Origin of the sequence: Streptococcus suis, from assembly GCF_002960445.1 — a bacterium.
Taxonomy (GTDB): Bacteria; Bacillota; Bacilli; order Lactobacillales; family Streptococcaceae; genus Streptococcus; species Streptococcus hyiners.
On record NZ_POJD01000358.1, the window covers coordinates 22,695 to 48,879 of the forward strand.

Below are 26,185 nucleotides of genomic sequence, written 5' to 3' on the forward strand. Positions count from 1 at the left end.
TGTAAAATGATTAAGAAAACACTTGCAAAAAAACGTGTATTTGTGTATTATAAAGACAATACAAAATAAATATGTTTTGAATTAGAAAAGGAGTATCATATGTTAAAGACAAAGAAGGCTAAAATTGCTTTGTTTAGTGGTCTTGGTGTTGCGGCTGTCGCCTTAATTGGTGGTGCCTTGGTATTTGGAGGTGTATTAGGTGGTTCATCTCCTAGCGTGGAACAGACAGCGACCAGTTTGACTTATCGGATTGCTCAAGAGGGCTCAATTGCTTCATCTACCCTCTTGACAGGAACCATCTCAGCTGCGGAAGAACAGTATGTTTACTATGATGCGTCCAAGGGTGATTTGAGTGAGGTCTTGGTTGAGCCAGGCACTCAAGTAGAAGTCGGAACTCCTTTGGTTAGTTATGATGCGACAGAATTACAGGCAGCCCTAGATACAGCTGTGCGTGGTCGGGATAAGATTGGGCGTCAGATTTATGATTTAAAAAATAATGGTCAAACTGTTCAAGCAACAGGTGATGCGGCGGCAGATGAAGCAGCTACTGCAGCAGCGCAACGCTCCGTAGATTCTCAATTAGCAGATTTGAATGATTCCTATGCTGATGCCCAAGCAGCTGTGGACAAGGCCTATACAGCATTGACAGAAGCAACTATTTACAGCACTGTCGCAGGTACAGTGGTTGAGGTCAATAAATCGGTTGCTAAAAGCTCGACAACTAGCCAGACCGTTGTTCATATCGTTAACCAAGGTAGCCTACAAGTTACAGGTAATTTAACGGAGTATGATTTGGCAAACATTGCAGTTGACCAAGAAGTAAAATTGACCAGTAAGGTTTATCCAGATAAGACATGGACTGGTAAGATTACCTACATTTCTAACTATCCATCGACAGAACAAGCTACAAGTGCAGTAGCAGGTGCAGGAGGTGGCTCAGGTGCCAAATATCCTTTCAAGGCTGCCTTGACCAGTGAATTGGGGGAATTGAAGCAAGGTTTTACTGTTAATATTGAAGTTGTTAATACTACCAACCATATTTTAATTCCTGTAACAGCAGTTGTTCCAGAAGGAGATAAAAACTTTGTATGGACAATTGTGGAAGGGAAGGCTAAAAAAGTAGAGGTTACTCTTGGAAATGCGGATGCTCTTAATCAGGAGGTGACAGCAGGTATTGCAGTAGGAGATCAGGTCATCACCATTCCAACTCCAGACCTTGAAGAAGGAAAAGAGGTTGAAGCCTATGAAGAACCAGCTAATTAGATTAACCAATATAAATAAATCCTATAAAAACGGTGACCAAGAACTTCGTGTCCTCAAAGATATTGATTTAGAGGTGGAAGAAGGTGAGTTTCTTGCTATAATGGGACCATCTGGTTCAGGGAAATCCACCCTGATGAATATTATCGGGCTTTTGGATCGGTCTACAACCGGTAATTATTGGTTGGAGGGAGAAGAAGTCAGTCAACTGTCTGAGAAGAAATTAGCTTCCGTTCGTAATGACCAGATTGGCTTTGTTTTCCAACAATTCTTTCTCTTATCCAAACTCAATGCCCTTCAAAATGTCGAGTTACCTTTGATTTATGCAGGGGTTCCAGCCAATCAACGGAAAAAATTAGCCAAACGTTATTTGGAAAAAGTGGAGTTGGCTGAGCGGATGACTCACCTGCCATCTGAGTTATCAGGTGGACAGAAACAAAGGGTGGCTATTGCGCGTGCCTTGGTCAATACACCAGCCATTATTTTAGCGGATGAGCCAACAGGTGCCTTGGATTCCAAGACAGGCCAACAAATTATGGAACTCTTAACAGAGTTGAATAATGAAGGCAAGACTATTATCATGGTCACCCATGAACCTGAAATTGCTGCCTATGCCAAACGTAAAATCGTTTTGCGTGACGGTATCATTACCGAAGATAGTAGAAGGGAGGAAGTCTAGATGGAAAACTGGAAATTTGCCCTCAAGTCTATCCTAGCCCACAAAATGCGTTCTCTTTTAACTATGTTAGGTATTATCATCGGTGTGGCTTCAGTTGTTATCATTGTAGCTTTAGGGACTGGGGTGTCTAAGAGATTCGAAAAGGCCTTGGCAGGCGATCAGAATAATGTTCAGGTCTATTTTACGCCTTATGTAGCTTCAGAAGGTGCTGCTTCAATGGGGATGCTTGGAAGCGTTGGTGGTGGTGAGCTATCCATGGAAGAAGAACCTGATTTGACAGATGCTATGTTAAAGGGACTTTTGGAAATCGATGGGCTTAGCGGCTACTATATTAGTTCTTCAAGCACCTCGACTGTAGCAGCAGGAAATACGCAAGCTGATAATGTCTTTATTACTGGCGTTAGTCAACCCTATTTTGACATAAAGGAATTAGAAATCTTGACTGGTCGTCGTTTCACAGCTAACGATTACAGCCAATTTTCCCGTATTATCATGTTGGATGTAGCTCTGGCAGAGAAACTCTTCGGTTCACAAGAATCGGCACTCAACCAAGTAGTGAGTGTCAATGCCAATTCTTACCTTGTAGTTGGTGTTTACAAAGATCCCAAAGCAGGTACTTCCCTCTATGGATTCAACTCTGGAGGAAATGCCATTATGACCAATACACAGCTGGCTGCTGAAATGGGGACTAAAGAAAATAGTGGTCTGTATGTTCATGTGGAAGATCTGAGCAGAGCTGCTGAGGTTGGACAGGCTGCAGCTGCCTATTTGACCAATATTACAGGTCTGAAGGAAGCTCGCTATGACATCTATGACATGTCCGCTATGTTGGATACCTATAGGACTGAAATGGCAGGGGTTACCATGTTTATCGGTTCCGTTGCAGGAATTTCACTTCTTGTAGGTGGTATCGGTGTTATGAACATTATGCTGGTATCTGTTACTGAGCGGACCCGTGAAATCGGTCTTCGTAAAGCTCTAGGAGCAACTCGTGGGAATATCCTTATGCAGTTCTTGATTGAAGCCATGGTATTGACTACCTTGGGTGGTGCTATTGGATTGATGATTGCTCAAACAATTGTATTTATTCTCAATACCACCAAAGCCATGGGACCAAATATGACGGCTGAAATTTCCCTTCCGGCTGTTCTAGGAAGTTTAGTCTTCTCAGCAGTAATTGGTATTGTCTTTGGTGTTCTACCAGCCAGCAAGGCTTCTAAGTTGGATCCGATTGAGGCCTTGCGTTACGAATAATTGATTGAAACGATTAGGTTTTCCTAGTCGTTTTCTTTTTTGAACAAATTGATTGACTTTATCGCTAATTAGAGATAAAATAAACGCATCAATTAAGAAATAGTGATTTTAAAGGAGAATACATCATGGTAGAATTAGGTATTTCAACATTTGGCGAAACAACTCCACTAGAAAAAACAGGCGAAACCTATAGCCACGACGAGCGGATTCGTCAACTGGTTAAAGAAATTGAGCTAGCAGATGCGGTGGGTCTGGATGTCTATGGGATCGGGGAGCATCACCGCGAAGATTTTGCGGTTTCTGCACCTGAGATTGTGCTGGCAGCTGGTGCCGTCAATACCAAGCATATCAAGCTAACATCAGCAGTTTCCATCCTTTCTTCCATGGACCCTGTAAGGCTCTACCAGCAGTACACCACCATTGATGCTTTGTCAAATGGCAGAGCAGAAATCATGGCGGGTCGTGGTTCCTTTACGGAGTCATTTCCCTTGTTTGGCTATGATCTCCATGACTATGAAGAACTCTTCGATGAAAAGTTGGACATGCTTTTGGAAATCGACAAGGATACCAATCTCAAGTGGGATGGACATTTTACTCAGTCTGTCGATAATAAGCCAGTCTATCCACGTCCTGTTCAGGAAGATTTTCCAATCTGGGTGGCGACAGGAGGCAATGTAGAATCTACCATCAAGATTGCTCAAAAAGGGTTACCTATCGTATATGCAGTCATTGGTGCTGGTGCCCATCGCTTTAAACCTTTAGTCGATGCCTATCGAAAAGTTGCTCGCAACTCAGGTCACGATCCCAAGAAAGCGAAAGTTGCAGCTCATTCTTGGGGTTGGATTGCAGACGACCATGACAAGGCTGTGGAAGAATATTACCATCCGACCAAGGTGATTACCGATAACATTGCCAAAGACCGCCCCCATTGGAGCGAGATGACCAAGGCGCAGTATCTCTACTCCCTGACAGACGAAGGGGCAACCATCGTTGGAGATCCAAAACGAGTCGCTGAAAAAATTATTAAGACCATTGAAACGCTTGACTTGGACCGCTTCTTCCTCCATCTCCCAATCGGCTCCATGCCACACGAGGATGTCCTCCGTGCCATCGAACTCTACGGAAAAGAAGTCGCGCCAATTGTCCGAGATTATTTTGCTAAGAAAGAAGAAAATCAGTCCCAAGACTGATGAGATAGTTGATAGGATGAGTTATACTATATTCAATCCTAAATATTTTTCATAATCTCCTGAAAATCCTGACCATGTGGTCGGGATTTTTTGCATGAAAAAACACTCTTGGAATTTCCAAGAGTGTTTTAAGTAACGGTGTTAAACAGTTTGTAATTTTTCTTTCATCTTCGGGAGTGAAAAGGTCTAGTAGACCTTTTCAGCCAATCGCCAAGAAACTTGAGAGCGATTGGTACATTCTAGTGAAAACAAACCTAGTGAAAACAATCCTAGCAAGCTACTGTTTCTTATTTCATCGTCGGAAATAGGAGCACATCTCGAATAGTAGTGGTATCTGTCAGGAGCATGCAGAGGCGGTCGATACCGATTCCGAGTCCACCTGTTGGTGGCATACCGTATTCGAGGGCTTCGATGTAGTCGTAGTCAACGCCTGTCGCTTCGTCGTCACCGAGTTCTTTAGCCTTGGCTTGGGCTTCAAAGCGTTCCAATTGGTCGATTGGATCGTTCAATTCTGTAAAGGCATTTCCATATTCCTTGGTCATGATGAAGAGCTCGAAGCGGTCTGTGAAGCGAGGGTCTTCGTCGTTTTTCTTAGCCAGTGGAGATACGGCTACTGGGTGACCATAGACAAAGGTTGGTTGAATAAGCGTTGCTTCAACGTATTCTTCAAAGAAGCTGTTGATGATTTGACCAACTTCTGTATGGTGTTTTTCCACAGGGACCTTGTGCTCAGCTGCAAGGGCTTTTGCTTCCTCGAAGCTCATCTCTTGCCAGAAGTCCACGCCAGTTTGTTCCTTAATAGCGTCAACCATGTGGATACGCTTGAATGGCTCATGGATAGCAATTTCAGTGCCCTGATAAGTCACAGGACCATCGCCGACAACCGCCTTGGCAGTGTGCTGGATAATACCTTCGGTCAAGTCCATGATGTCCAAGTAATCCGCATAAGCTTGGTAGACCTCGATTGACGTGAACTCAGGGTTGTGGGTCGCATCCATGCCTTCGTTACGGAAGATACGGCCGATTTCATAAACGCGTTCCATACCACCGACTATCAAGCGTTTGAGGTGGAGTTCGGTCGCGATACGAAGGACCATGTCAATGTTTTGGGCATTGTGGTGAGTGATAAATGGACGAGCAGCTGCACCACCAGCTTCGTTGTGAAGGACAGGTGTTTCCACCTCCAAGAAACCAAGTCCGTCAAGGTAACGGCGGATTTCTGAGATGATTTTTGAGCGAGTCACAAAGCGGTCAAAGCTCTCACGGTTGGTAATCAAGTCCAAATAGCGCTTGCGGTAGCGGGTTTCAATATCTGTTAAACCGTGGAATTTTTCTGGCAATGGGCGGAGCGCTTTAGACAGGTGGGTCAACTTGCGAGCGTGGATAGACAACTCACCAACGTTTGTCTTGAAGACATCTCCCTCGACACCGACAAAGTCACCAAGGTCTGCTTTTTTGAAGATTTCATAGTTTTCTTCGCCAACATCATCCTTACGAACGTAGATCTGAATTTGGCCTTCACGATCTTGAATGTGGGCGAAGCCTGCCTTACCCTTACCACGCTTGGTCATGATACGACCAGCGATGATTGCTGTTTGCCCTAATTCTTCCAAGTCTTCTTTTGATTTGTCTTCGTACTGGGCCTTCAATTCAGCGGAATTTGCAGAACGCTCAAAACGTTTTCCAAATGGGTCAATTCCCTGTTCAGCAAGAGCCGTCATTTTCTCACGACGGACAATCTGTTGGTCATTTAATTCTTCAAAATGTTCAGTTGACATAAAATTTTCATTCCTCCAAAGTCTGTTCCTTCTATTTTATCATAGATTAGGGAAAAAATCAGCAAAAAAGAAAGCAGGAAACTGCTTTCTTAGAGAGATTTGTAGCTGGTATCATTCCAAGCTAACTCGGTAAAGTGTTCAAAGTCAGTTGTTTCCAAAAGGCTTATGGAAGCATTATCCAAGCCACCGCGGTGACGGAGCTGGGCGGACGTAAATCCGAGTAGCCGGTGGATGGAAGCAGTTAGGATAGCTCCGTGGCTGACAATTAGGACCGTATCCATGTCCTGTCCTTTTAGTGATTGGACAAAATCCACCATCCGTTGAGTAACTTGATGGACACTTTCTGCATCAAATAGGTCATTGTCAAAAAGGGCTAGATTATGTTTGAGTGCCCAGGCTTGTTTGGGGTAGATGGCACGAAAAATTGCCATCTTGCTCCCTTCCAATTTTCCAAAGTTCCATTCACGTAGTTGTGGCGTGGTTAGAACGGTTTGGCAATGGTGATTGGCTTTAGCAATTTCTTGGGCAGTTACCTGAGCACGTTGAAGATCGCTTGAGTAGATAGCGTCAAAAGGCAGGTCTGACAAGTATTTTCCTAGCAATTCAAGCTCTTCAAAGGCTTGTGGCAAAAGAGCGGAATCACCAGAATAGCCTTGAAAGCGTCCCTCCAAATTCCATTCGGTTTTACCGTGACGGACAAAATAGATTTTCAAGTCTAGTCCCTCCCCTCAATAATATCCGCAAAGCTTGCATTGACAAAATCTGCTAACGTTTGGCTGTCAATACGAATCGACCGACCAATTTCACCAGCAGACACAATCATCTGGCCTTTTTCAAGTGCAGACTGGTCAATGTAGATAGGAAAGTTGTGTTTTTGCCGTATGCCCACGGGATTGTTGGCACCGTGAACATAGCCAGTTGTCTTTTCCAAGTCTTTTTGTGGAATCATGCTGACCTTTTTATTGCCAGAGATCTTGGCTAATTTTTTCTCAGACAGGTGCTCCGTGATTGGCACAATACCAATGACCGGGCCTGTCTTATCTCCGGTCAATGCCAGTGTTTTGTAAATGTCGTCTTCTTCAATTCCTGGTGGTAGTTGACCATCGAGGGCATTTAAAACAAGGCTATCATGATCGATCTTAGCCTTGTCTAACATTTGGTCCACCAAGGTTTTCTTTATTTTAACCTTTTTTGCCATTATTTATATTTTTCCTCAAGTTTACTCATCCAAAGCCCTAACCATGCTCCTAGTATAAATAGGACAATAGCAGCAATCCATGTAACAAAGTTCGCTCCAGCATAGGAAATTGACTCTTTATTACTTGCTTGTGGAATCAGAATCAGGAGAGTGGATGATGAAACGATACCAATAATAAAGTGATAAACACGTGAATGGTATGCTTTAAGAGCGTGGTCCATTGCTTTTGAAAATGCAACCATTGCAAGAACACCACCGATTGCGATTGGTAGGAAGGTACCGAAAAGGTCTAACGATTTAAAGCCATTAAGCATTGGCGTGTAGATACCTAAAATTAAGAGTAAGTTTGAAGGGCTAAGGCCAGGTACTAGAATACCCAAAGCAATCAGAGCACCTGCCAATACAAAGCTTACGAAGTTTGCTGGAAGGGTTCCAACTAGACTATTGAGATTATAAAGGAAAAGTCCAGAAATGATAAAGGTTCCAATCAACCAAGCCCAGTCAATCGCATTACGTTGGCTTTGTAGTGTCGATTCCTTGACCAAGCTAGGAATGGTTCCGATGATTGCTCCTGCAAATGCCCACAAAACAGGAACTTGAAAATGCTGTAAGAGAAATTCAACAGGGAAAGAAAAGAGAGCAATCCCTAAAATTCCACCAATACCAACAGGTACAAAGAAAAGAAAGTTTTCATTAAAATCCTTGCGAATATTTGCCAAAAATCCAATCAGTCGTTCATATATTCCCAAGATAGCAGCCAGTACTCCCCCAGAAACACCAGGTAAGATAAAACCAAGGGCGATAATCATACCTTTGATTATTCTTGAAATCCAAGTAGTCATAATATCCTCCATATTTATTTATAACGTTCCCATTATAGCATAAAGACCAGTAAAAAGTTTAAAAAGAAAGCCTGTCAGGAAAAATTGACAGGCTGTTTCTATTAAAGAGTGTAAAAATTTGGTTGAGCTTTAAAGAGTAAGATGAGCAAGAAACAAGCTATGAAGCTTGAAGGAAGAATATAGCTGATATTATAGGTAAAGGAATAGAGCCAGACAGGCATACCAGGTGTAGCGTAGTCAGCATAGAAGATAATGCCAGATAGGAAGGTGGCAAGTAGTCGAACACTTCCACCAAGAAATCCAGCCAAGCTGATGGTGAAGACCGCTTGCTTCAAGTCTTTTTGTTTCTTTAGAAGAGGGGCTAATAACCCTGCTAAACCAATTCCAGCATAGGAGAGGGCATAGTCCAGAAAAACTTGAAAGATATTCAAAAAGTAACCGCCATAGAAGAGTTGAATGGTTCCTACAATTCCACCTGTTAGCAAACCAGTCGTCAATCCATGTCTGAGGGCGACTAAGAGTATGGGGAGCATGACCAGTGAGACGGAACCACCTTGTGGCATGGTGAAGAGAGGCAACTTGTCAAAAACCAGAGCGATAGCAGAAAAAATAGCGATTTCTGTTAGAGTGGCAAGTTTAGATTTAGACATAAAAATACTCCTTTAATCTTGTTAGACAAAGGAGTGTTTATAGAGCAGTATCATCTCATTCTATAAAGCACACAATTCCTACGCTAGTTTTAACTAGATCAGGTTCGAGGATTTCGCAGTTGCGATCTCAGCCGAAGCACTCCTTTGTGTATATATTTTATTAGAAAACTTTATTCAGGAACGGTGAATAATTTTTGATATACTTCATTAGGTTCCTTGAGAGTGGTGATGAGGTTGAGATCTAGATGGTATCCAAAACCGTTCAGGTAACCTCGGGAAGTGTATTGGTGTAAGTCATAGTCTAGGTATGTATTTGGTGCTGCATTGTAGTAACCGGAATCAGTTCCATATGTTGGAATCCAAAGAGCATCAAATTTATCAACATTAATACTATGATCTTCCATAAAGTAAGTACCTATGTAGATACCAATATTTTTAGCACCTAGTGTTTCTAGTTCCTTACGAAAGGCTTCAACACCAGCATTCATATCATTCATGGTGTATTCTTCTACGTCTAACCAATAAAAAGTAGGGTTGTATTGGTTGGCAGCCTTATAGAAACTACGAGCCTCTTCCTTCATATTTTCAATGCTGTTACCTGTTACATAGGCATAGACTGCAACTGGGATATTGCGAGCTTGAAACTCTTTGATATGGGTTGCAAAAGACTTATCTAGTCCATTCTTGTCAGTGGCTGTATTTTCACTCTTGGTATGTGAACCACTCTGAATACGGACGATAGCACCAGAAATATTCTGGCTTAGTGTGTCGTAATCAATCTCGGATGGTCTTTGCCAGGCTGAAACGTCAATGATTGGTTTCATTTCAAGGGCATTGGTGATATGATAGCTAGGCTTTGTTCCTGATTTTTTCGAGCTGGAGCTAGCAGTTGTACTTGATTGGGTTGTTACGGTTTCTTTCTTATTGGCAGTATTTCCCAGAACACCAGTTATGGAAATCAGAATAAAAAAAGATAGGAAAAAACCAATAACAACCATTGGATTTATTTTCTTTCTCATCCCTATTATTTTATCTTAAATAGCAAAAAAAATCAAAAAAATAATATTGAAAAGAGGATGTGAGGTAGATACTATTGACAAATGAGCTATAATAGGGTAATCTAAAGTTATATGGGTAAAAATCATGATACAGTGAAACGCTTGAGTAGAATAGTACTATTAACTTCCTTAACCATCGTGTTACGGATTGTTTTTGGTGCTTTTCCAAATATTAAACCCTTGACAGCAATATTCCTTGTCAGTCTTTCTTTTATGGGATTGATGGATGCTTGGCTGGTTATGACCTTAACCATGGTTGGAAGTGGTCTTCTCTTTGGTTTTGGACCGGTAGTCCTGTGGCAAGTGCTTAGCTTCGGTCTAGTCCAACTGCTTTGGTGGTGCTTGGTGAGGCCTTTGGTGAACAAGGAGCGATTGTCTATCTGGCTACAGTCCTTGCTAGCTGCTCTATTGGTCTATGTTTATGGCCTGATTATTAGTATCTTGTCTGCTTGGCAATTTGGTCTGTCACCTCTTATCTTCTGGTTCAATGGTTTATTCTTTGATAGCCTTCATGCGATTTCGACTTTCTTGTTCTATCCCATTATTGACTACATTTTTAGGAGATTTTATAAATGAAACGAATACTTCTTATTGTTACATTTCTTATGACAATGGTTCTAGCTGCTTGTCAGGCAAATCCTGTCGAACAAGCTGAAACCAAGATAACAGTCACTTTGCAAATTACCAAAGACGGGAAAACAGCTAGTCAGGAAGTAGTGGCTGAGCAGGGCGATAGTGTCATGGATGTTTTAGAGGACTACCATCAAGTAGAAGAAGATAATGGCATGGTAACAGCTATTGATGGTGTTAGTCAAAATCCAAGTACCAATACCTACTGGATGTATAAAATCAATAATCAAATGGCAGACAAGGGGGCAGAAGAGCTGAAACTAGATGCTGGCGATACGATTGAATTTTATCTTGAAACATTTGAATAATGGAAGGAGGGGAGGTCCCCTCTTTTTTGTGCTAAGGTAGATTTCCGAAAGATGTCTTTACTTTATAGACCCTACTGGGTAATTTATAGTAAAGTATGCTATAATAGAACCCAGTACTCGAAAGAAGGTTGGATTAGAAATGAAGATTGACAAACGGCAGTTATTGAACTATTCCATTCTCATTCCCTATCTCATTTTATCTGTGATAGGGTTGATAATCGTCTATTCAACAACCAGTGCCACGCAAATTATCAATGGGGGGAACCCTTTTAGAACAGTCATTAACCAGTCGCTTTTCTGGGGTGTCAGCCTCTTTGCAATTTACACGATTTACCGTATGAAATTAAGCTTTTTGAGAAGGAAAGCTGTCATTTACTCAGTTATTTTATTCGAGGTGTTTCTCTTAGCCATTTCTCGATTGTTTCCGCCTATCAATGGGGCCCACGGTTGGATTCCCTTGCCTGGAGCTGGTAATTTGCAGCCTGCCGAATACCTCAAGTTGATTATCATCTGGTATTTGGCTCACGAATTTGCCAAACAGCAGGCTGATATTCGGACCTATGACTACCAGGCTTTAATACAGGGGAGCTGGATTCCTAGAGAATTCACTGATTGGCGTGTGGTCAGCCTCCTCTTGTTAGCCATGGTAGCGACCTTGCCTGACTTGGGAAATGCTACCATTGTCGTCTTGATTATGGTGATTATGATTAGTGTCAGTGGTATTGCTTATCGGTGGTTTTTGACAGCGGTTTTGAGTATCGTTGCAGTGTCAGGTTTTGTTCTAGGAACAATCTTTGTTCTTGGTGTGGAAACAGTTGAGAAAATTCCTCTGTTTGGCTATATCGCCCGTCGTTTCGCAGCCTTTTTTGACCCTTTTGGCAATGCCACGGGGGCAGGGTTGCAGTTGACCCATTCCTTCTATGCCATGAGTAATGGTGGCTGGTTGGGTCGCGGTTTGGGTAACTCCATTGAGAAAAAGGGATATCTACCAGAGGCGCAGACAGACTTTGTGTTTTCCATTGTGATTGAAGAGTTGGGATTTGTGGGTGCTAGCTTGATTTTGGCCCTGCTTTTCTTCCTCATCATTCGCATTATCATTGTAGGTGTTCGTGCCCGCAGTCCATTTAATTCCATGATGGCCTTGGGTGTGGCAGGAATGCTCCTCATTCAGACCTTTGTCAATATTGGTGGAATTGCAGGTATTATCCCTGCGACGGGAGTGACCTTCCCCTTCCTATCGCAAGGAGGGTCTAGCCTACTCATTATTTCGATTGGCATTGCCTTTGTCCTCAATATCGATGCCAACGAGAAGCGTAAATTGATTGAAGAAGAGATTGAACGGACAATCGGCTAAATAAGGAAAGAGAGTAGAAATGTCTATCCAAAAACTAGAAAACTATAACAACAAAGAAACCATTCAGGAAGAAATTGCGATTTTAACGACCATCCTTGAAGAAGTAGCGGCCCAGATGATGCCCCAGGAAACCTTCAAGAAGATTATTGAATTGTCCCAACTTTCTCGTGAGGATGATTACCAGTCCTTGATTGAGATTATTGGTCAATTAAATAACGAAGAATTAGCAGTCATTTCTCGTTACTTCGCTGTCCTTCCTTTGCTGATTAACATTTCAGAAGATGTGGATTTGGCCTATGAAATCAACCACCAAAATAATATCGACCAAGATTATCTAGGGAAAATCTCAACGACTATTGACATGGTGGCCAAGCAGGAAAATGCGGCAGAAGTTTTGGAAAAACTCAATGTTGTTCCCGTTTTGACAGCCCATCCAACCCAGGTACAACGTCAATCTATGTTGGACTTGACCAAGCATATTCATGAGTTGCTTCGTCGCTACCGTGATGTCAAAATGGGTTTGCTGAACAAAACTAAGTGGGAAGACCAACTTCGTTGCTACATTGAAATCATCATGCAAACGGATATGATTCGCGAGAAGAAGTTGAAGGTAACCAACGAAATCACCAACGTTATGGAATACTATAATTCTTCCTTTATCAAGGCTGTGACCAAGTTACAAGGTGAGTACAAGCGATTGGCTGCAGAAAAAGGCATTGAGCTTAACAATCCTCGTCCTATTACCATGGGCATGTGGATTGGAGGGGACCGTGATGGAAACCCATTTGTTACAGCTGAAACCTTGAAACTTTCTGCTCTTACTCAGTGTCAAGTCATCATGAACTACTACGATGAGCAACTTCATAAACTCTACCGTAATTTCTCTCTCTCAACTTCCATCGTGAAGGTTTCGACAGCTGTCAAACTATTGGCTGAAAAATCAGAGGATAGTTCAGTCTATCGAGAAAATGAACCTTACCGTCGTGCCTTCCATTATATTCAGATGAAATTGGCCAATACGCGCGATTATTTGGTGGATAATAAGCCATCGGATGTTCGCTACGCCAATGTCACTGAATTTAAAGAAGACTTGCTTGCGATAAAACAGTCTTTGATTGATAATAAGGCAAGTGCTTTGATCAAGGGTGATTTGACAGAATTGCTGGAAGCAGTGGAGGCCTTTGGTTTCTACCTGGCAAGTATTGATATGCGTCAGGACTCTTCTATTCACGAGGCAAGTGTTGCAGAACTCTTGGCTTCAGCCCGCATTGTCGAAAATTACTCTAGTTTGTCTGAGGAAGCCAAATGCCATGTTCTCTTGAAACAGTTGGAAACAGATCCGCGTATTCTTTCTGCTACCCATGTTCCTAAGTCGGAGCAGTTGCAAAAAGAATTGGCTATTTTTGCAGCAGCCCGTGAATTGAAAGACAAACTTGGTGAGGAGATCATCAAACAACACATTATCTCTCATTCTGAGAGTGTGTCTGACCTCTTAGAACTCGCGGTCCTCTTGAAAGAAGTTGGTTTGGTGGATATGGACAAGGCGCGTGTGCAGATTGTTCCACTTTTTGAAACCATCGAGGACTTAGACAATGCTTCAGCAACCATGCGTCAATACTTGCAACTTGACTTGGCTAAACGTTGGATTGCGGGCAATAAATACTATCAAGAAATCATGCTAGGCTACTCGGATTCCAATAAGGATGGAGGCTATCTCTCATCTGGTTGGACACTCTACAAGGCTCAGAATGAATTGACACAAATCGGTCAAGAATTTGGTGTTCATATTACCTTCTTCCATGGTCGTGGTGGTACCGTTGGTCGTGGTGGCGGTCCATCTTATGATGCCATTACTTCACAGCCATTTGGCTCCATCAAAGACCGCCTTCGTCTGACAGAACAGGGGGAAGTGATTGGTAACAAGTACGGTAACAAGGATGCTGCTTACTACAATTTGGAAATGCTGGTGTCAGCAACTCTTGACCGCATGATTACCCAAATGATTACCAATCCAAATGAGATTGATGGTTACCGTGAAACCATGGACGCCATTGTGGCGGATAGCTACTCGATCTATCGTGACTTAGTCTTTAACAATCCTCATTTCTACGATTACTTCTTTGCAGCAAGTCCAATTCGTGAGGTATCTAGCCTAAATATCGGTTCTCGTCCAGCTGCTCGTAAAACCATTACGGAAATTGGTGGACTTCGTGCCATTCCTTGGGTATTCTCATGGTCGCAAAACCGTGTCATGCTTCCTGGTTGGTACGGAGTAGGCTCCAGCTTTAAACGCTTTATTGACAAAGACCCAGCCAACTTAGCAAAATTACAGAAAATGTATGAAAGCTGGCCATTCTTCCGTTCACTCCTATCGAATGTGGACATGGTTCTGTCCAAATCCAACATGAACATCGCCTTTGAGTATGCGAAAATGTGCGAGAGCGAAGAAGTAAGAAATATCTTCCATATTATTTTAGATGAATGGCAGTTGACCAAGGATGTTATCCTGTCTATTGAGCAAAATGATGCGCTACTGGCAGAACTTCCTTTCCTCAAGGCCAGTCTAGACTACCGTATGCCATATTTCAACGTCCTCAACTATATTCAGATTGAACTGATTAACCGCCTTCGTCGTGGAGAACTCAGTAAGGAACAAGAAAACCTCATCCACATCACCATCAACGGTGTGGCGACAGGTTTACGAAATTCTGGTTAATTTTATTAAGCAACTTCTTCGGAGGTTGCTTTTTTAATACGGTAAGGGATATAATATTTTAAAAAAATGTGTAACCAAATAGAATTCCATTCGTTATATTAGTGAAAGGAGGAGATGAGCATCAAATTAGATGAATATGAAAAAGAAGTCATCGGTATTGCCGAGGAGATTTCCTACTACCTGCAAAAATCAGGCGCCACATTTGCAGATAGTCAGGATATAGCCCAGGATGTACTGGTGAAAATCTTAGAAGCAGAACTTGTCCTTCCTTTTGACAAATTACGAGCCTGGCTTTATCGTTCGGCAGTTAGAGCCTACATCGACAAATACAGGAGGGACAAGCACTATCATGAAATTCTACAAAGGGAATTTTTTGCCAGCGAAAAGTTTTTGGTTTATGACCAAGAAGGCTATGACGAACTCTATCAGGCAGTAGCAGACCTACCAGCCAAGTATCAGCATGTCATTGACCTTTATTATTTTCAGGATATGAGTGTCAAAGAGATTGCCCATATCTTAGGATATAGTCAGAGTTTGGTGAAAATCAATCTTTACCGCGGTCGAAAACTTCTAGCAAAAAACTTAAAAGAGAAAGGGTATGAATATGAAAACTTTTGAAATTGCAACAAAGAAAAGTAAGAAAAAACACTTATGGAAAACGGTTGGTCTATCTATATTAGGGCTCTTGCTGATAACGGGGGCGACCTTGAAGACCTTGCAGATTTTGACTGCCAATAATGGTGAAAAAATCTATCAAGAACACGAATTATTGTCACAAGTTGCCTATCCAAACATTGAATACTCAACCTACTATTATAAAGCGACCTCTCTATTTGCTGGAGCTGTCCATGCAGATCGCCACAAAGACTTGGCAGGAGTTCCAGTTGCCTTTGGGGACTATGAATACCACTATGATTGGTTGGGAACGTATTTGAATTTTTCTCAGGATGGACCTTCTTATAAGGGAGAAATTGCCTATGATCGTCAAACCTGGTCAAAACTCCCTCTCTTCTATAATACGGAGAAAGTTGACACAGATGACTTTGCAAGGGTTCCAAGTCAAGAACTTTCTCTAGTGAAAGACATGTCTAATCAGCTAGTAGAAGTAGCCATCACCTTTGACAAAAAATATAGTTTTGGAGACTTGCAGACCATGCTTCCTCAAAATTTGAAAAAGAATTGGTACTGGATTGGAACAGCTTCTAAGGAGAACACAGCTGATTTCCGTATTGATCAGTTGTTTGGTTTTCAAGGAGAGGCTCTAAAGGTTTATGAACCAGATGCTGAATTACCAACAGAAGCAGCTGCATGGAATCCTTTAGCACCTATGAAAAAAATGGCTGAACAGTATAATCATTATATAGGGGAATACGCACTCGTCACAGATGTCAAAACTTTCTTGGACAAATTTGGTAAAACGGACTTCTCTAAACAAGAAGAGATTGATAAGCTAGAATTTGCAGGCATTATCCTAACAGGCAGAGCAGAAGACTTTGCACAGTTGGAGGGTAAGGACTGGATTTATGCGTCTAGTATTGGTGCTTCAACTCCAAATCAACCCTACTATCGATTAGATTTCGAATAGCAGATGGCTAGTACCTTGTTTGAAGTGTATTCAGACAAGGTTTTTATATTTTGAAGAAAATTAAAAAAATATCTTATTTTTCATCATTTTTTTGTATTTTTTGCGAATAGTATAGATAGGGGAGATAAATATTTCTTTCTCGGCACAAATGTTACAAAAATATTACAAATGTTACAATTTTTACTTGTTTTATGACATAGATAAGTATATAATATAAGTGAAAAGGATAACAGAAAGGTAGGATATGATTTATGCGTCGCACAAGATTTGGTCAAGAAAAACAAAATTTTTCTATTCGTAAGTATTCTCTAGGTGCTGCTTCAGTACTGATTGGAACCAGTTTGGTCTTTGGGCTACAGGATGTAAAGGCTGATGAGCAAGTAGGGACAGTTGCATCAAGTAACCTACCGCTGGTACAAGTGGAAGAGAAAAGCTTGGCTGATAAGCCAAAGTCTGAACCTGTTCAGCTTACAGATGAGACACAGAAGGTTGCTAGCCAGATAGAGGGACAAGTATCTGCTGTGGAGACAAATCAGACTAGCCCGAATCTGACTTCGAAAAGTCAAGTTTCTTCAGAAACTACAAGTCAAGAAAAGCCTAGCAGTACTACCAGTCAGGAATCTCCTGTTCAGCTACCACCTGTAGTGGAGACTGCACAAGCTACACCAATAGCCACGGCTACACCTGCCGCTCCATTATCACTTCAAGGTCAATACGTTTATGAAAAAGAAATAGCAGTCAGAAATCAACCAAGTCAATCTGCTCCAGTAGCCTTTTATGCACAGGTAGGCGACAAGGTCAACTACGACAAGGTTGTTCAAGCAGAGAACCATCAATGGATTTCCTATGTAAGTTATAGTGGTACTCGTCGTTATGTGGATTTAGGTCAACTAACCGGATCAACAGCTGTTAATAAAGTCACAGAAAAACCAGTTGAGGCACCAAAAGTATCTCAACCAACCGGTCACTTAACCATTCAAAATCAAACTGCTACAAGTTTTGAAGTGGAAGTATCCAATGTTACCGATAGTAAGGGCATCAAAGCTATCAAAGTACCAGTCTGGGCAGAACAAAATGATCAAAACGATATTATCTGGTATGATGCAGTCAAACAGTCCAACGGGAACTACAAGGTAGCAGTATCCTTGTCAGACCACAAAAATGAACAAGGAGTTTACCATGCCCACCTCTATTATGTAGAAAATGATGGACAACTGGTAGGTGTAGCTATTACACAGACCAAGGTAACGATATCAGGGGCTAGCCAAACAACACAGGTAGAAAAAATTGCCGATCAAGGCACCTATCACTTTACCAAACAGACTGCAGTAAAAAATGAAGCAAAAGAAAGTGCAGCAACCCAATTTACCTTTGAAAAAGGAGAAAAAGTAAATTACGATAAAAAAATTGAATCAGAAGGTCATCAGTGGATTTCTTATTTGTCTTATAGTGGTGTTCGGCGTTACATTGATTTAGGAAAGATTTCAAATTCGACATCAACTAGTGCCAGTCAACCTTCAGCCCCCCAGGCGAACACCCCGACAGGACAATTGACTATCCAAAATCAAACCGAAACAGGTTTTGATATCGAGGTATCCCATGTATCAGATAGTCATGGAGTCAAAGCAGTGAGAGTGCCAGTCTGGTCAGAGCAGGGAGGACAAAATGACCTTGTATGGTACGATGCAGTTAGACAATCCAACGGTACCTATAAAGTTTCCGTTTCCCTGGCGCAACACAAGAATGAACAAGGAGTTTACCATGCCCACCTCTACTATGTGGAAAATGATGGAAAAATGGTCGGTGTAGCCACAACTCAAACCAAAGTATCAGTTGCGAGTCCTTCCCAAGTGAAACGGGTAGAGAAATTAGCAGACCAAGGAACCTATCATTTTATCAAACAGGCTGCTGTAAAAAATGAAGCTAAGGGAGGTGCAATAACACAGTTCACCTTTGAAAAAGGAGAGAAAGTCAATTACGATAAAAAAATAGAATCAGATGGTCACCAGTGGATTTCTTATCTATCTTATAGTGGCGTTAGACGTTATGTTGATTTAGGAAAAATAGAAACAGCTTCTGTTCCTCTAGTAACTACTCAATCTCCTTCTCCAGCAAATATAGTAGAGAAAAAGGAGGGGGAAAAAGATACTCTTTCTCAGAGTGGCAGTTACACCTTTACTAAAACTGTTCCGGTAAAAAATAAGGCAGAGAATCAGTCTCCAACTCAATTTGAATTCACGACAGGAGATAAGATCAACTACGATAAAATTATTGAGTCAGATGGCTCACGTTGGCTGTCCTATGTATCTTACAGTGGTACCCGTCGGTATGTGAAAATTAGCAATTAAAGAAAGCAGAGTATTACAGAGATTGACTCGTTGGTAAAAGTTACTGACGAGTTGTTTGTTAGTAGCGTAGGCTAGTAAAAAGGGACTTTCTGGCAATAAATAACAAAAACGATAGAAAATGCTTGCAATTCTGCTACAATTTGATAGAATAGTAAGGTAAAGTTAGACCGTATTGCCTACTGTCTATCTATAAAATATATTTTATTGGAGGCTTTTACCAAAATGGCAAAAGAAAAATACGATCGTAGTAAACCACACGTTAACATTGGTACAATTGGACACGTTGACCACGGGAAAACTACTTTGACTGCAGCTATCACAACTGTATTGGCACGTCGCTTGCCTTCATCAGTTAACCAACCTAAAGACTATGCGTCTATCGATGCTGCTCCAGAAGAGCGCGAGCGCGGTATCACAATCAACACTGCACACGTTGAGTACGAAACTGAAAAACGTCACTACGCTCACATCGACGCTCCAGGACACGCGGACTACGTTAAAAACATGATCACTGGTGCCGCTCAGATGGACGGTGCGATCCTTGTAGTAGCTTCTACTGACGGTCCAATGCCACAAACTCGTGAGCACATCCTTCTTTCACGTCAGGTTGGTGTTAAACACCTTATCGTCTTCATGAACAAAGTTGACTTGGTTGACGACGAAGAATTGCTTGAGTTGGTTGAAATGGAAATCCGTGACCTTCTTTCAGAATACGATTTCCCAGGTGACGATCTTCCAGTTATCCAAGGTTCAGCTCTTAAAGCCCTTGAAGGTGACGCTAAGTACGAAGACATCGTTATGGAATTGATGAACACTGTTGATGAGTACATTCCAGAACCAGAACGCGATACTGACAAGCCATTGCTTCTTCCAGTCGAGGACGTATTCTCAATCACTGGTCGTGGTACTGTAGCTTCAGGCCGTATCGACCGTGGTACTGTTCGTGTCAACGACGAAATCGAAATCGTTGGTCTTCAAGAAGAAAAATCTAAAGCAGTTGTAACTGGTGTTGAAATGTTCCGTAAGCAACTTGACGAAGGTCTTGCCGGCGATAACGTTGGTGTGCTTCTTCGTGGTGTTCAACGTGATGAAATCGAACGTGGTCAAGTTATCTCTAAACCAGGTTCTATCAACCCACACACTAAATTCAAAGGTGAAGTTTACATCCTTACTAAAGAAGAAGGTGGACGTCACACTCCATTCTTCGACAACTACCGTCCACAGTTCTACTTCCGTACAACTGACGTAACTGGTTCAATCAAATTGCCAGAAGGTACTGAAATGGTAATGCCTGGTGATAACGTTACTATCGACGTTGAATTGATCCACCCAATCGCCGTTGAACAAGGTACTACTTTCTCTATCCGTGAAGGTGGACGTACTGTTGGTTCAGGTATGGTTACAGAAATCGAAGCTTAATTCGATTGAGTTCCCAGAAATAACAATTATAGTCAGACAACTAAATTGTAACTCTCTACTTTCGGGTAGAGAGTTTTTCTGTAACAAATACCTAGACTATTTCTAGCTTCTATCAATAATATAGTATATATTTTTGTTTTGTAGTTTTCTGATTCTAAATATGCTTAAAGAGGAGTGTTTTCCGTGTCCAAGTTTATGAAATATCGATAAATCCTTGGAAAATTAGTATGAGAGGCTTTTATTATGATTATTATTTTCGGAAATACCATCTGATTATGAGTAGGTATGATACAATAAATTGAAGGGAGATATATTATGAAAAAAATACGTTTTTATTTTATGTTATTGTATAGTTTTTGCAGCCTTTCCCTATTTTCTTCACATATGATCTTCGCTTTAGATAGTCAGTCGGAAACAGTAAGAGAGAGTCTTGCTATTTACAGATTATATAATTATGAAAATGGGGAACATCTTTATACGATCGATGCTAACGAGAAAGATGTACTGTATCAGCAACATCATTGGGGCTATGAGGGAGTAGCCTGGTATGCTCCTAGTTCGGGAAATGCTGTTTATCGTTTATATAATCATGGATTGCAAAATCACTTATATACGATGGATTTAAATGAGGTGAAGGAATTGACAACCTATCATGGGTGGCAGTTGGATAATGCTGGGGATCCTGTTTTTTACTCTGGGGGTAGCACACCAATTTACCGTGTTTATAACCCTGGATTACGTGGTTTACATCACTGGACTACTGACTACAATGAATACAGTATCTTGCCAAACCATGGTTGGAAAAAAGAGGGTGAGGCATTTTTTGCAGAGAGTTTAGGAAATCCGATACAGACTCAATATGCTTCTAATATCTTATATAATGGTTTTTACTCTTATGTAAGAGGGAAATATGGGTATGTTCCAATTGTTAATAAAAAATATCCTGTAAATAGTCAATATAACCCAGGTGAAAATGCTGAAGCAAAGGCAGCTTTCCTAACTCTGACTAATCAAATGCGTCAGCTTGGATTTTCAATTAGTCATTCTTATAGTGGTTTTAGAAGTTATAGTCTACAGAATTCCCTATATAATAATTATGTTGCTCAGGAGGGACGAGCGGCAGCGGATCGTTATTCTGCCCGTCCTGGATACAGTGAGCATCAAACAGGTTTAGCTTTTGATGTTTTGAATGGTCAAGGGGAGCTTTTGCAGGGAGCAGCAGCTCAATGGTTAGCCGAACATGCTCACGAATATGGTTTTATCGTAAGGTATCTTCCTGAAAAAGAAGCGATAACAGGTTATATGCATGAAGAGTGGCATGTTCGATATGTTGGTAAGGAAGCGGCTGATATTTATCACTCAGGTCTAACACTAGAGGAATATTTTAAGGTTGCAGGTGGAGATTATCAGTAAACAAGAGTAGAAGTCCGTAGTCTCAGTTTGCTAAATGCGGGCTTGGGAATTCCATATTGTACTTTAATCTTTTGAGAAAATATGCTATAATAGGGACTGTAAAAATTTTTAAGAAGAGGTATGTGAAATGTCACGTAAACCAATCATTGCAGGAAACTGGAAAATGAACAAAAATCCTCAAGAAGCACAAGCTTTCGTTGAGGCAATTGCAGGGAAATTGCCTGCAGGCGACAAGATTGAAGCAGCTATCGCAGCTCCAGCTGTAGATTTGAACGCTCTTTTGTGGTTCGCTAAAGATTCTGAATTGAAAGTTGCTGCTCAAAACTGCTACTTTGAAGATGCGGGTGCCTTCACTGGTGAAACTTCTCCAAAAGTATTGGCTGAAATGGGCGTTAACTATGTGGTTATTGGTCACTCAGAACGTCGTGATTACTTCCACGAAACAGATGAAGACATTAACAAAAAAGCACACGCTATCTTCCGTAATGGTTTGACACCAATCATTTGTTGTGGTGAGTCACTTGAAACTTACGAAGCTGGTAAAGCGGTTGAATTCGTAGGTGCTCAAGTTTCAGCAGCTTTGAAAGACTTGACTGCTGAGCAAGTTGCATCACTTGTTATTGCTTATGAGCCAATCTGGGCAATCGGTACTGGTAAATCAGCTACTAAAGATGATGCACAAAACATGTGTAAAGCTGTTCGTGACGTTGTTGCTGCTGACTTTGGTCAAGAAGTGGCAGACAAGGTTCGTGTTCAATACGGTGGTTCTGTAAACCCATCAAACGTTGCTGAATACATGGCTTGTCCAGACGTTGACGGTGCCCTTGTTGGTGGTGCTTCACTTGAAGCAGAAAGCTTCTTAGCTTTGTTGAACTTCTAATAAAAGCATAGAAAAAGACATCGGATTTTTTAAATCTGATGTCTTTTTTGACTTTAATATGTTATTGCAGTACCCATTCTCTCAGAGCGTGGGCTACACCGCTCTCGTCATTTGATTTGGTGATGTACTTGGCAATTTTCTTGAGTTCTGGATTGCCATTTTCCATGACAACTGGATTACCGACTACTTCAAGCATGGGACGGTCATTTTCTTGGTCGCCGATAGCCATGGTTTGATCCATTGTCAGACCTAGTTTTTCAGCCAATTGGATGATGGCTTGCCCCTTATTAACTGTTTTTGGTGTGATTTCTAAGTAGAATGGTGCAGATTTGGCAACATTGTATTTGTCAGTCAAGCTGGTTGGAAGTTGAGGGATGGCAGCATCAAGAATGTCTGCCTCATCGACCATCATGATTTTGATAATTTCCTTATCAGCCATCTCTTCTGGAGTACGGTAGAAGACAGGGGAGCTGACTAACATGGATTCATAAATGGTATATTTGCCAATATCGCGGTTGGCTGTGTACATACCTTCTTTGGTGCTGGCATGCATAGGAAGTTTGAGTTTGCGGGCAGCTAGTTCGATGTCCAGGTAATCGTCATAGGTCAAGGTATCTTTGACAATATCTTCACCAGTTGCTGCATCCTGCACCAAACCACCGTTAAAGGTAATGACATAGTCACCAACCTCGGTTAGATTGAGTTCTTCCAAAATGGCGCGAACTCCTGAAATAGGGCGACCAGTAGCGATGACGATTTTTACACCGGCCTTTTTGGCATCCTGAATGGCTGAAAAGACTTCAGGTGTGATTTGGTGTTGGCTATTTAAGAGGGTGCCATCGATGTCGATGGCTACAAGTTTAATGGACATCTTTTTCTCCAGTTGTAAAATGATCGTTATGAATATGGCTGATAAAATCAGTAGTGTACTGGCTAAAAATACCAGTATCTTCCAGCATTTCTTTTGGGAAATAGAAACGGCTATCACCATGGATGGTTCCAGAAAGAGAGTGGACAATTGGTGATAGGGTGGAAAGCTCGACCTTGGTATCATCCTTACGATAGATTTCAATCTGTGTCCGTTTCTTCTCGGCATTGGGACGGTAAATATCGTAAGGCAGATCAAAATTATGATGAATAGCTGTATAGTATTCTGGATCAAAGCCGACATCGGCTACCAAACTCCGCAGTTGGTTGAGGTCTTCTTCATTCTCTGCCTTGAAGGTGATGGATTTGAAGACCTTGCGGTTGATATAGCGTTGGGCCAGGTCAGATAAGATATGGTCAGGTCCGTCAATCCAAGACTGGAAATAGGTATTCATGACACCGTCATCCAGGGCTAGATAGTCAGACAAGCTAACACGGTGTTCAAAAAAGGGAACCAGGCGTGGAGAGGTTCGAGCAAAAAAATCTTGTTCGCTCTTATAGAGTAATTTTGCTCGATTGAGCAAATTTTGTAAGAGAACTTCCATGGAGCGACTGGCTGGATGGAAGTAAACCTGCATGTACATTTGGTAGCGACTGAGGACATAGTCTTCAACTGCGTGCATACCTGATTCTTTGAAGGCAATGCCATTTTCTGTAGGACGGATAACTCGTAATATTCTGGTTAGGTCAAATTCACCATAGTTGGTACCTGTAAAGTAGGAATCACGGAGTAGATAGTCCATGCGGTCGACATCAATTTGGCTGGAAATCAGCTGGACAACCTGTTTATTGGGATAGGTATGGTTGATGACGGAGGCAATTTTGTCAGGAAAATCGGGAGCTACCTGTTTTAATATTTGATTGACCTCCGTTTCAGGACTAGTGATAATGGCACAGGTCATTTCTTCATGGTCGGTATCGAAGAGGCGCTCAAAGGTATGGGAATAGGCTCCGTGTCCAATATCATGTAAAAGAGCAGCAACCATGGTAATCAGACTTTCCGAGGGGTTCCAGACTTGTGGATATTTCTCTTCAAATTTTTCTGTAATCCTTCGAGCTATTTCATAGACACCAAGGCAGTGCGAAAAGCGGCTATGTTCGCCACCGTGGAAGGTATAGGAAGTGGTCCCTAGTTGCTTGATGCGGCGTAGTCGCTGGAATTCCTTTGTATTGATGAGTTTGTAAATCAATTCATGATCAACATGAACATAGTTATGGACAGGGTCACGAAAAACTTTTTCTATCATAGATTTATTATACCAAAAATCGTTAGAATTTCGGCTTTTTTTCTCATAAAACAAGGATATTGCTATGTACCAAATACTATCTTTTGAGTATAATGGAGGAATGACAAATAAACTTATTTTACATGCTATCCAGTTTATCCTTGTGGGGATGATTGCCTGGATGCTTTACTTGATTGTTAGCTATGCTCGGAAGAATAAGATTTCTTTGAAAGACAGATTTTGGACGGGCTTTGCCATTGGTTATGTAACAGACTTGTTGGATACCTTGGGGATTGGTACCTTCGCAACAACGACAAGTTTGCTGAAGGCGACAAAATTGATAGAGGATGACCGACGGATTCCAGCAACTATGACGACGGCTCACATCATTCCTATCTTGTTGGAGGCCCTGCTCTTTATCACCATTGTAGAAGTAGAAATGACTACCTTGATTTCTTTGGCTATTGCTGCATTTACAGGTGCCTCAGTTGGTGCCCGTGTGACGCAACATTGGGATACCAGGAAAGTACAGCGGGTCTTGGGGATTTTGCTTATTGTCGCAGCGGGTATTATGGTCTATCGGATGGTGACCAACCCTGGTGCTGACTTAGCTAATGATGTTCGTGGTCTGACAGGTTGGAAGCTGCTTGTTGGGATTGTATTTGACTTTTTTATCGGTATGCTTTTGAGTATGGGCTTGGGCAACTACGCACCAGAATTGATTTTCTTCTCCTTGATGGGCATTAGTCCAGCGGTGGCCCTTCCTGTCATGATGCTGAATGCAGCTATGATGTTGTCTGCTGGGGCCAAGCAATTTATCCAATCGGGCCGCGTCAACTGGCCAGGAGTTCCAGGAATTATTGTAGGGGGTGTTTTGGGTGTCTTGACAGCGGCCTTCTTCCTATCTAATTTGGACATCAATAATTTGAAAATCTTAGTTGTCTTTATCGCAGCCTTTACAGGTCTAACCCTGCTTCGTTCATCATTCATTACCAATATTAAAGCATCATAGGAGGTAGCATGAATATTCGTCTACGGAATGAAATTGATTTAGATGGCCATTTGGAAGTGATAGATCAGACTTTCTCAGTAGAGGTGAAGGAAAAAGACGGGAAGCTCTATCTCATCTATCAGAATGATGAGGAAGAAAAAGTTGTCATCAAGTGTGATGAAAACGAACTGGTCATGACACGTTTTTCCAATCCCAAATCTATCATGCGATTTGTGAAGAAACAAGAAGCAATAGTGACTATTCCAACGCCGATGGGGATCCAGCATTTTACGACACAAACCAGCCTGTATCAGTTGAGTGTTGAACAGCAAGAACTAATCCTTCATTATGATTTAAATGGGCTAGAAAATCAGCAGAAATTTGCTAGTTATAAGATGCATATTGAATGGAAATGAAAAACGTTTTCATAGAAAATATTCTTTGAAATTCCTTAGAAATTTGTTATAATAGTTAGCAAA

23 protein-coding genes, 2 pseudogenes and 1 riboswitch are annotated in these 26,185 nt (G+C 41.6%); of the genes and pseudogenes, 17 read left to right on the plus strand and 8 right to left on the minus strand.

Features of this window, described 5'->3' with window-relative positions:
* The first annotated feature begins 99 nt into the window (after positions 1-99).
* The 4 genes from C1G53_RS11375 to C1G53_RS11390 all read left to right on the plus strand — a co-directional run bounded on the left by C1G53_RS11375 (position 100) and on the right by C1G53_RS11390 (position 4,383).
* Positions 100-1,263 (plus strand): efflux RND transporter periplasmic adaptor subunit, encoded by a 1,164-nt coding sequence (locus C1G53_RS11375; protein ID WP_105118701.1) that lies wholly within the window; start codon positions 100-102, stop codon positions 1,261-1,263.
* Positions 1,244-1,939 carry an ABC transporter ATP-binding protein gene (locus tag C1G53_RS11380; RefSeq protein WP_105118702.1) on the plus strand — a complete coding sequence of 232 codons (696 nt, stop codon included), beginning with the start codon at positions 1,244-1,246 and terminating at the stop codon, positions 1,937-1,939. The genes C1G53_RS11375 and C1G53_RS11380 overlap by 20 nt, the downstream gene beginning before the upstream one ends.
* A complete protein-coding gene (locus C1G53_RS11385) occupies positions 1,940-3,193 on the plus strand; it encodes an ABC transporter permease (protein ID WP_105118703.1) in 1,254 nt (417 codons plus the stop codon).
* A gap of 125 nt (positions 3,194-3,318) precedes the next feature.
* A complete protein-coding gene (locus C1G53_RS11390) occupies positions 3,319-4,383 on the plus strand; it encodes an LLM class flavin-dependent oxidoreductase (RefSeq protein ID WP_105118704.1) in 1,065 nt (354 codons plus the stop codon).
* Positions 4,384-4,670: 287 nt separating this feature from the next.
* Here C1G53_RS11390 and lysS read toward each other — a convergent pair whose 3' ends face one another.
* The 6 genes from lysS to C1G53_RS11420 form a co-directional block, all read right to left on the minus strand.
* A complete protein-coding gene (gene lysS, locus C1G53_RS11395) occupies positions 4,671-6,161 on the minus strand; it encodes a lysine--tRNA ligase (RefSeq protein WP_105118705.1) in 1,491 nt (496 codons plus the stop codon).
* Positions 6,162-6,250: 89 nt separating this feature from the next.
* The gene (locus C1G53_RS11400) at positions 6,251-6,874 is read right to left on the minus strand and encodes a histidine phosphatase family protein (RefSeq protein ID WP_105118706.1); all 624 of its coding nucleotides are present in this window, start codon (positions 6,872-6,874) and stop codon (positions 6,251-6,253) included.
* A gap of 2 nt (positions 6,875-6,876) precedes the next feature.
* Entirely contained in the window at positions 6,877-7,359 is a 483-nt protein-coding gene (locus tag C1G53_RS11405; protein WP_105118707.1) for an aminoacyl-tRNA deacylase, read from the minus strand.
* The gene (locus C1G53_RS11410) at positions 7,359-8,201 is read right to left on the minus strand and encodes a DUF368 domain-containing protein (RefSeq protein ID WP_105118708.1); all 843 of its coding nucleotides are present in this window, start codon (positions 8,199-8,201) and stop codon (positions 7,359-7,361) included. Before C1G53_RS11410 ends, C1G53_RS11405 begins: the two co-directional genes overlap by 1 nt.
* A 101-nt stretch (positions 8,202-8,302) precedes the next feature.
* Positions 8,303-8,851 (minus strand): energy-coupled thiamine transporter ThiT, encoded by a 549-nt coding sequence (gene thiT, locus C1G53_RS11415; protein ID WP_105118709.1) that lies wholly within the window; start codon positions 8,849-8,851, stop codon positions 8,303-8,305.
* A gap of 58 nt (positions 8,852-8,909) precedes the next feature.
* Positions 8,910-9,005, minus strand: a riboswitch (TPP riboswitch).
* Between the two features lie 16 nt (positions 9,006-9,021).
* The gene (locus tag C1G53_RS11420; RefSeq protein ID WP_105118710.1) at positions 9,022-9,870 is read right to left on the minus strand and encodes a glycoside hydrolase family 25 protein; all 849 of its coding nucleotides are present in this window, start codon (positions 9,868-9,870) and stop codon (positions 9,022-9,024) included.
* A 111-nt stretch (positions 9,871-9,981) separates the two neighbouring features.
* Between C1G53_RS11420 and C1G53_RS11425 the strand changes: the two genes are divergently transcribed.
* From C1G53_RS11425 to tpiA, 11 genes and pseudogenes are all read left to right on the plus strand, one after another.
* Entirely contained in the window at positions 9,982-10,485 is a 504-nt protein-coding gene (locus C1G53_RS11425; protein ID WP_105118711.1) for a hypothetical protein, read from the plus strand.
* Positions 10,482-10,847 carry a DUF4430 domain-containing protein gene (locus C1G53_RS11430; protein WP_105118712.1) on the plus strand — a complete coding sequence of 122 codons (366 nt, stop codon included), beginning with the start codon at positions 10,482-10,484 and terminating at the stop codon, positions 10,845-10,847. The genes C1G53_RS11425 and C1G53_RS11430 overlap by 4 nt, the downstream gene beginning before the upstream one ends.
* 139 nt (positions 10,848-10,986) lie before the next feature.
* On the plus strand, positions 10,987-12,201 hold the full coding sequence (gene ftsW, locus C1G53_RS11435; protein ID WP_105118713.1) for a cell division peptidoglycan polymerase FtsW: 1,215 nt from the start codon (positions 10,987-10,989) through the stop codon (positions 12,199-12,201).
* A gap of 19 nt (positions 12,202-12,220) precedes the next feature.
* Complete coding sequence (gene ppc / locus C1G53_RS11440; RefSeq protein ID WP_105118714.1) at positions 12,221-14,917, plus strand: phosphoenolpyruvate carboxylase; 2,697 nt, start codon at positions 12,221-12,223, stop codon at positions 14,915-14,917.
* Between the two features lie 114 nt (positions 14,918-15,031).
* Positions 15,032-15,535, plus strand: coding sequence for an RNA polymerase sigma factor (locus C1G53_RS11445; RefSeq protein ID WP_105118715.1), 504 nt, complete (start codon positions 15,032-15,034; stop codon positions 15,533-15,535).
* Complete coding sequence (locus C1G53_RS11450; RefSeq protein WP_238139145.1) at positions 15,516-16,502, plus strand: anti sigma factor C-terminal domain-containing protein; 987 nt, start codon at positions 15,516-15,518, stop codon at positions 16,500-16,502. The genes C1G53_RS11445 and C1G53_RS11450 overlap by 20 nt, the downstream gene beginning before the upstream one ends.
* A 251-nt stretch (positions 16,503-16,753) precedes the next feature.
* Positions 16,754-18,850 (plus strand): SH3 domain-containing protein, encoded by a 2,097-nt coding sequence (locus C1G53_RS11455; RefSeq protein WP_105118716.1) that lies wholly within the window; start codon positions 16,754-16,756, stop codon positions 18,848-18,850.
* A 222-nt stretch (positions 18,851-19,072) separates the two neighbouring features.
* Positions 19,073-20,269 carry an elongation factor Tu gene (tuf, locus tag C1G53_RS11460; RefSeq protein WP_024531546.1) on the plus strand — a complete coding sequence of 399 codons (1,197 nt, stop codon included), beginning with the start codon at positions 19,073-19,075 and terminating at the stop codon, positions 20,267-20,269.
* A gap of 384 nt (positions 20,270-20,653) precedes the next feature.
* Positions 20,654-21,085: pseudogene (locus C1G53_RS13435) on the plus strand (hypothetical protein); the annotation flags it as partial.
* Positions 21,086-21,121: 36 nt separating this feature from the next.
* Positions 21,122-21,682, plus strand: a pseudogene (gene ldcB / locus C1G53_RS11465) (LD-carboxypeptidase LdcB/DacB); the annotation flags it as partial.
* Between the two features lie 127 nt (positions 21,683-21,809).
* Entirely contained in the window at positions 21,810-22,562 is a 753-nt protein-coding gene (gene tpiA, locus C1G53_RS11470) for a triose-phosphate isomerase (protein ID WP_004298713.1), read from the plus strand.
* Positions 22,563-22,623: 61 nt separating this feature from the next.
* On the opposite strand, the gene yidA is transcribed toward tpiA, so the two are convergent.
* Positions 22,624-23,433 carry a sugar-phosphatase gene (yidA, locus tag C1G53_RS11475; protein WP_105118717.1) on the minus strand — a complete coding sequence of 270 codons (810 nt, stop codon included), beginning with the start codon at positions 23,431-23,433 and terminating at the stop codon, positions 22,624-22,626.
* Positions 23,423-24,736 (minus strand): HD domain-containing protein, encoded by a 1,314-nt coding sequence (locus C1G53_RS11480; protein ID WP_105118718.1) that lies wholly within the window; start codon positions 24,734-24,736, stop codon positions 23,423-23,425. Before C1G53_RS11480 ends, yidA begins: the two co-directional genes overlap by 11 nt.
* Before the next feature lie 100 nt (positions 24,737-24,836).
* Here C1G53_RS11480 and C1G53_RS11485 point away from each other — a divergent pair, with 100 nt between their 5' ends.
* Together C1G53_RS11485 and C1G53_RS11490 are read left to right on the plus strand one after the other, a co-directional pair.
* The gene (locus C1G53_RS11485) at positions 24,837-25,727 is read left to right on the plus strand and encodes a sulfite exporter TauE/SafE family protein (RefSeq protein ID WP_105118719.1); all 891 of its coding nucleotides are present in this window, start codon (positions 24,837-24,839) and stop codon (positions 25,725-25,727) included.
* Between the two features lie 8 nt (positions 25,728-25,735).
* Positions 25,736-26,122: a DUF1934 domain-containing protein gene (locus C1G53_RS11490; RefSeq protein ID WP_105118720.1), complete on the plus strand. Its 387-nt coding sequence runs from the start codon at positions 25,736-25,738 to the stop codon at positions 26,120-26,122.
* Positions 26,123-26,185: the final 63 nt, after the last annotated feature.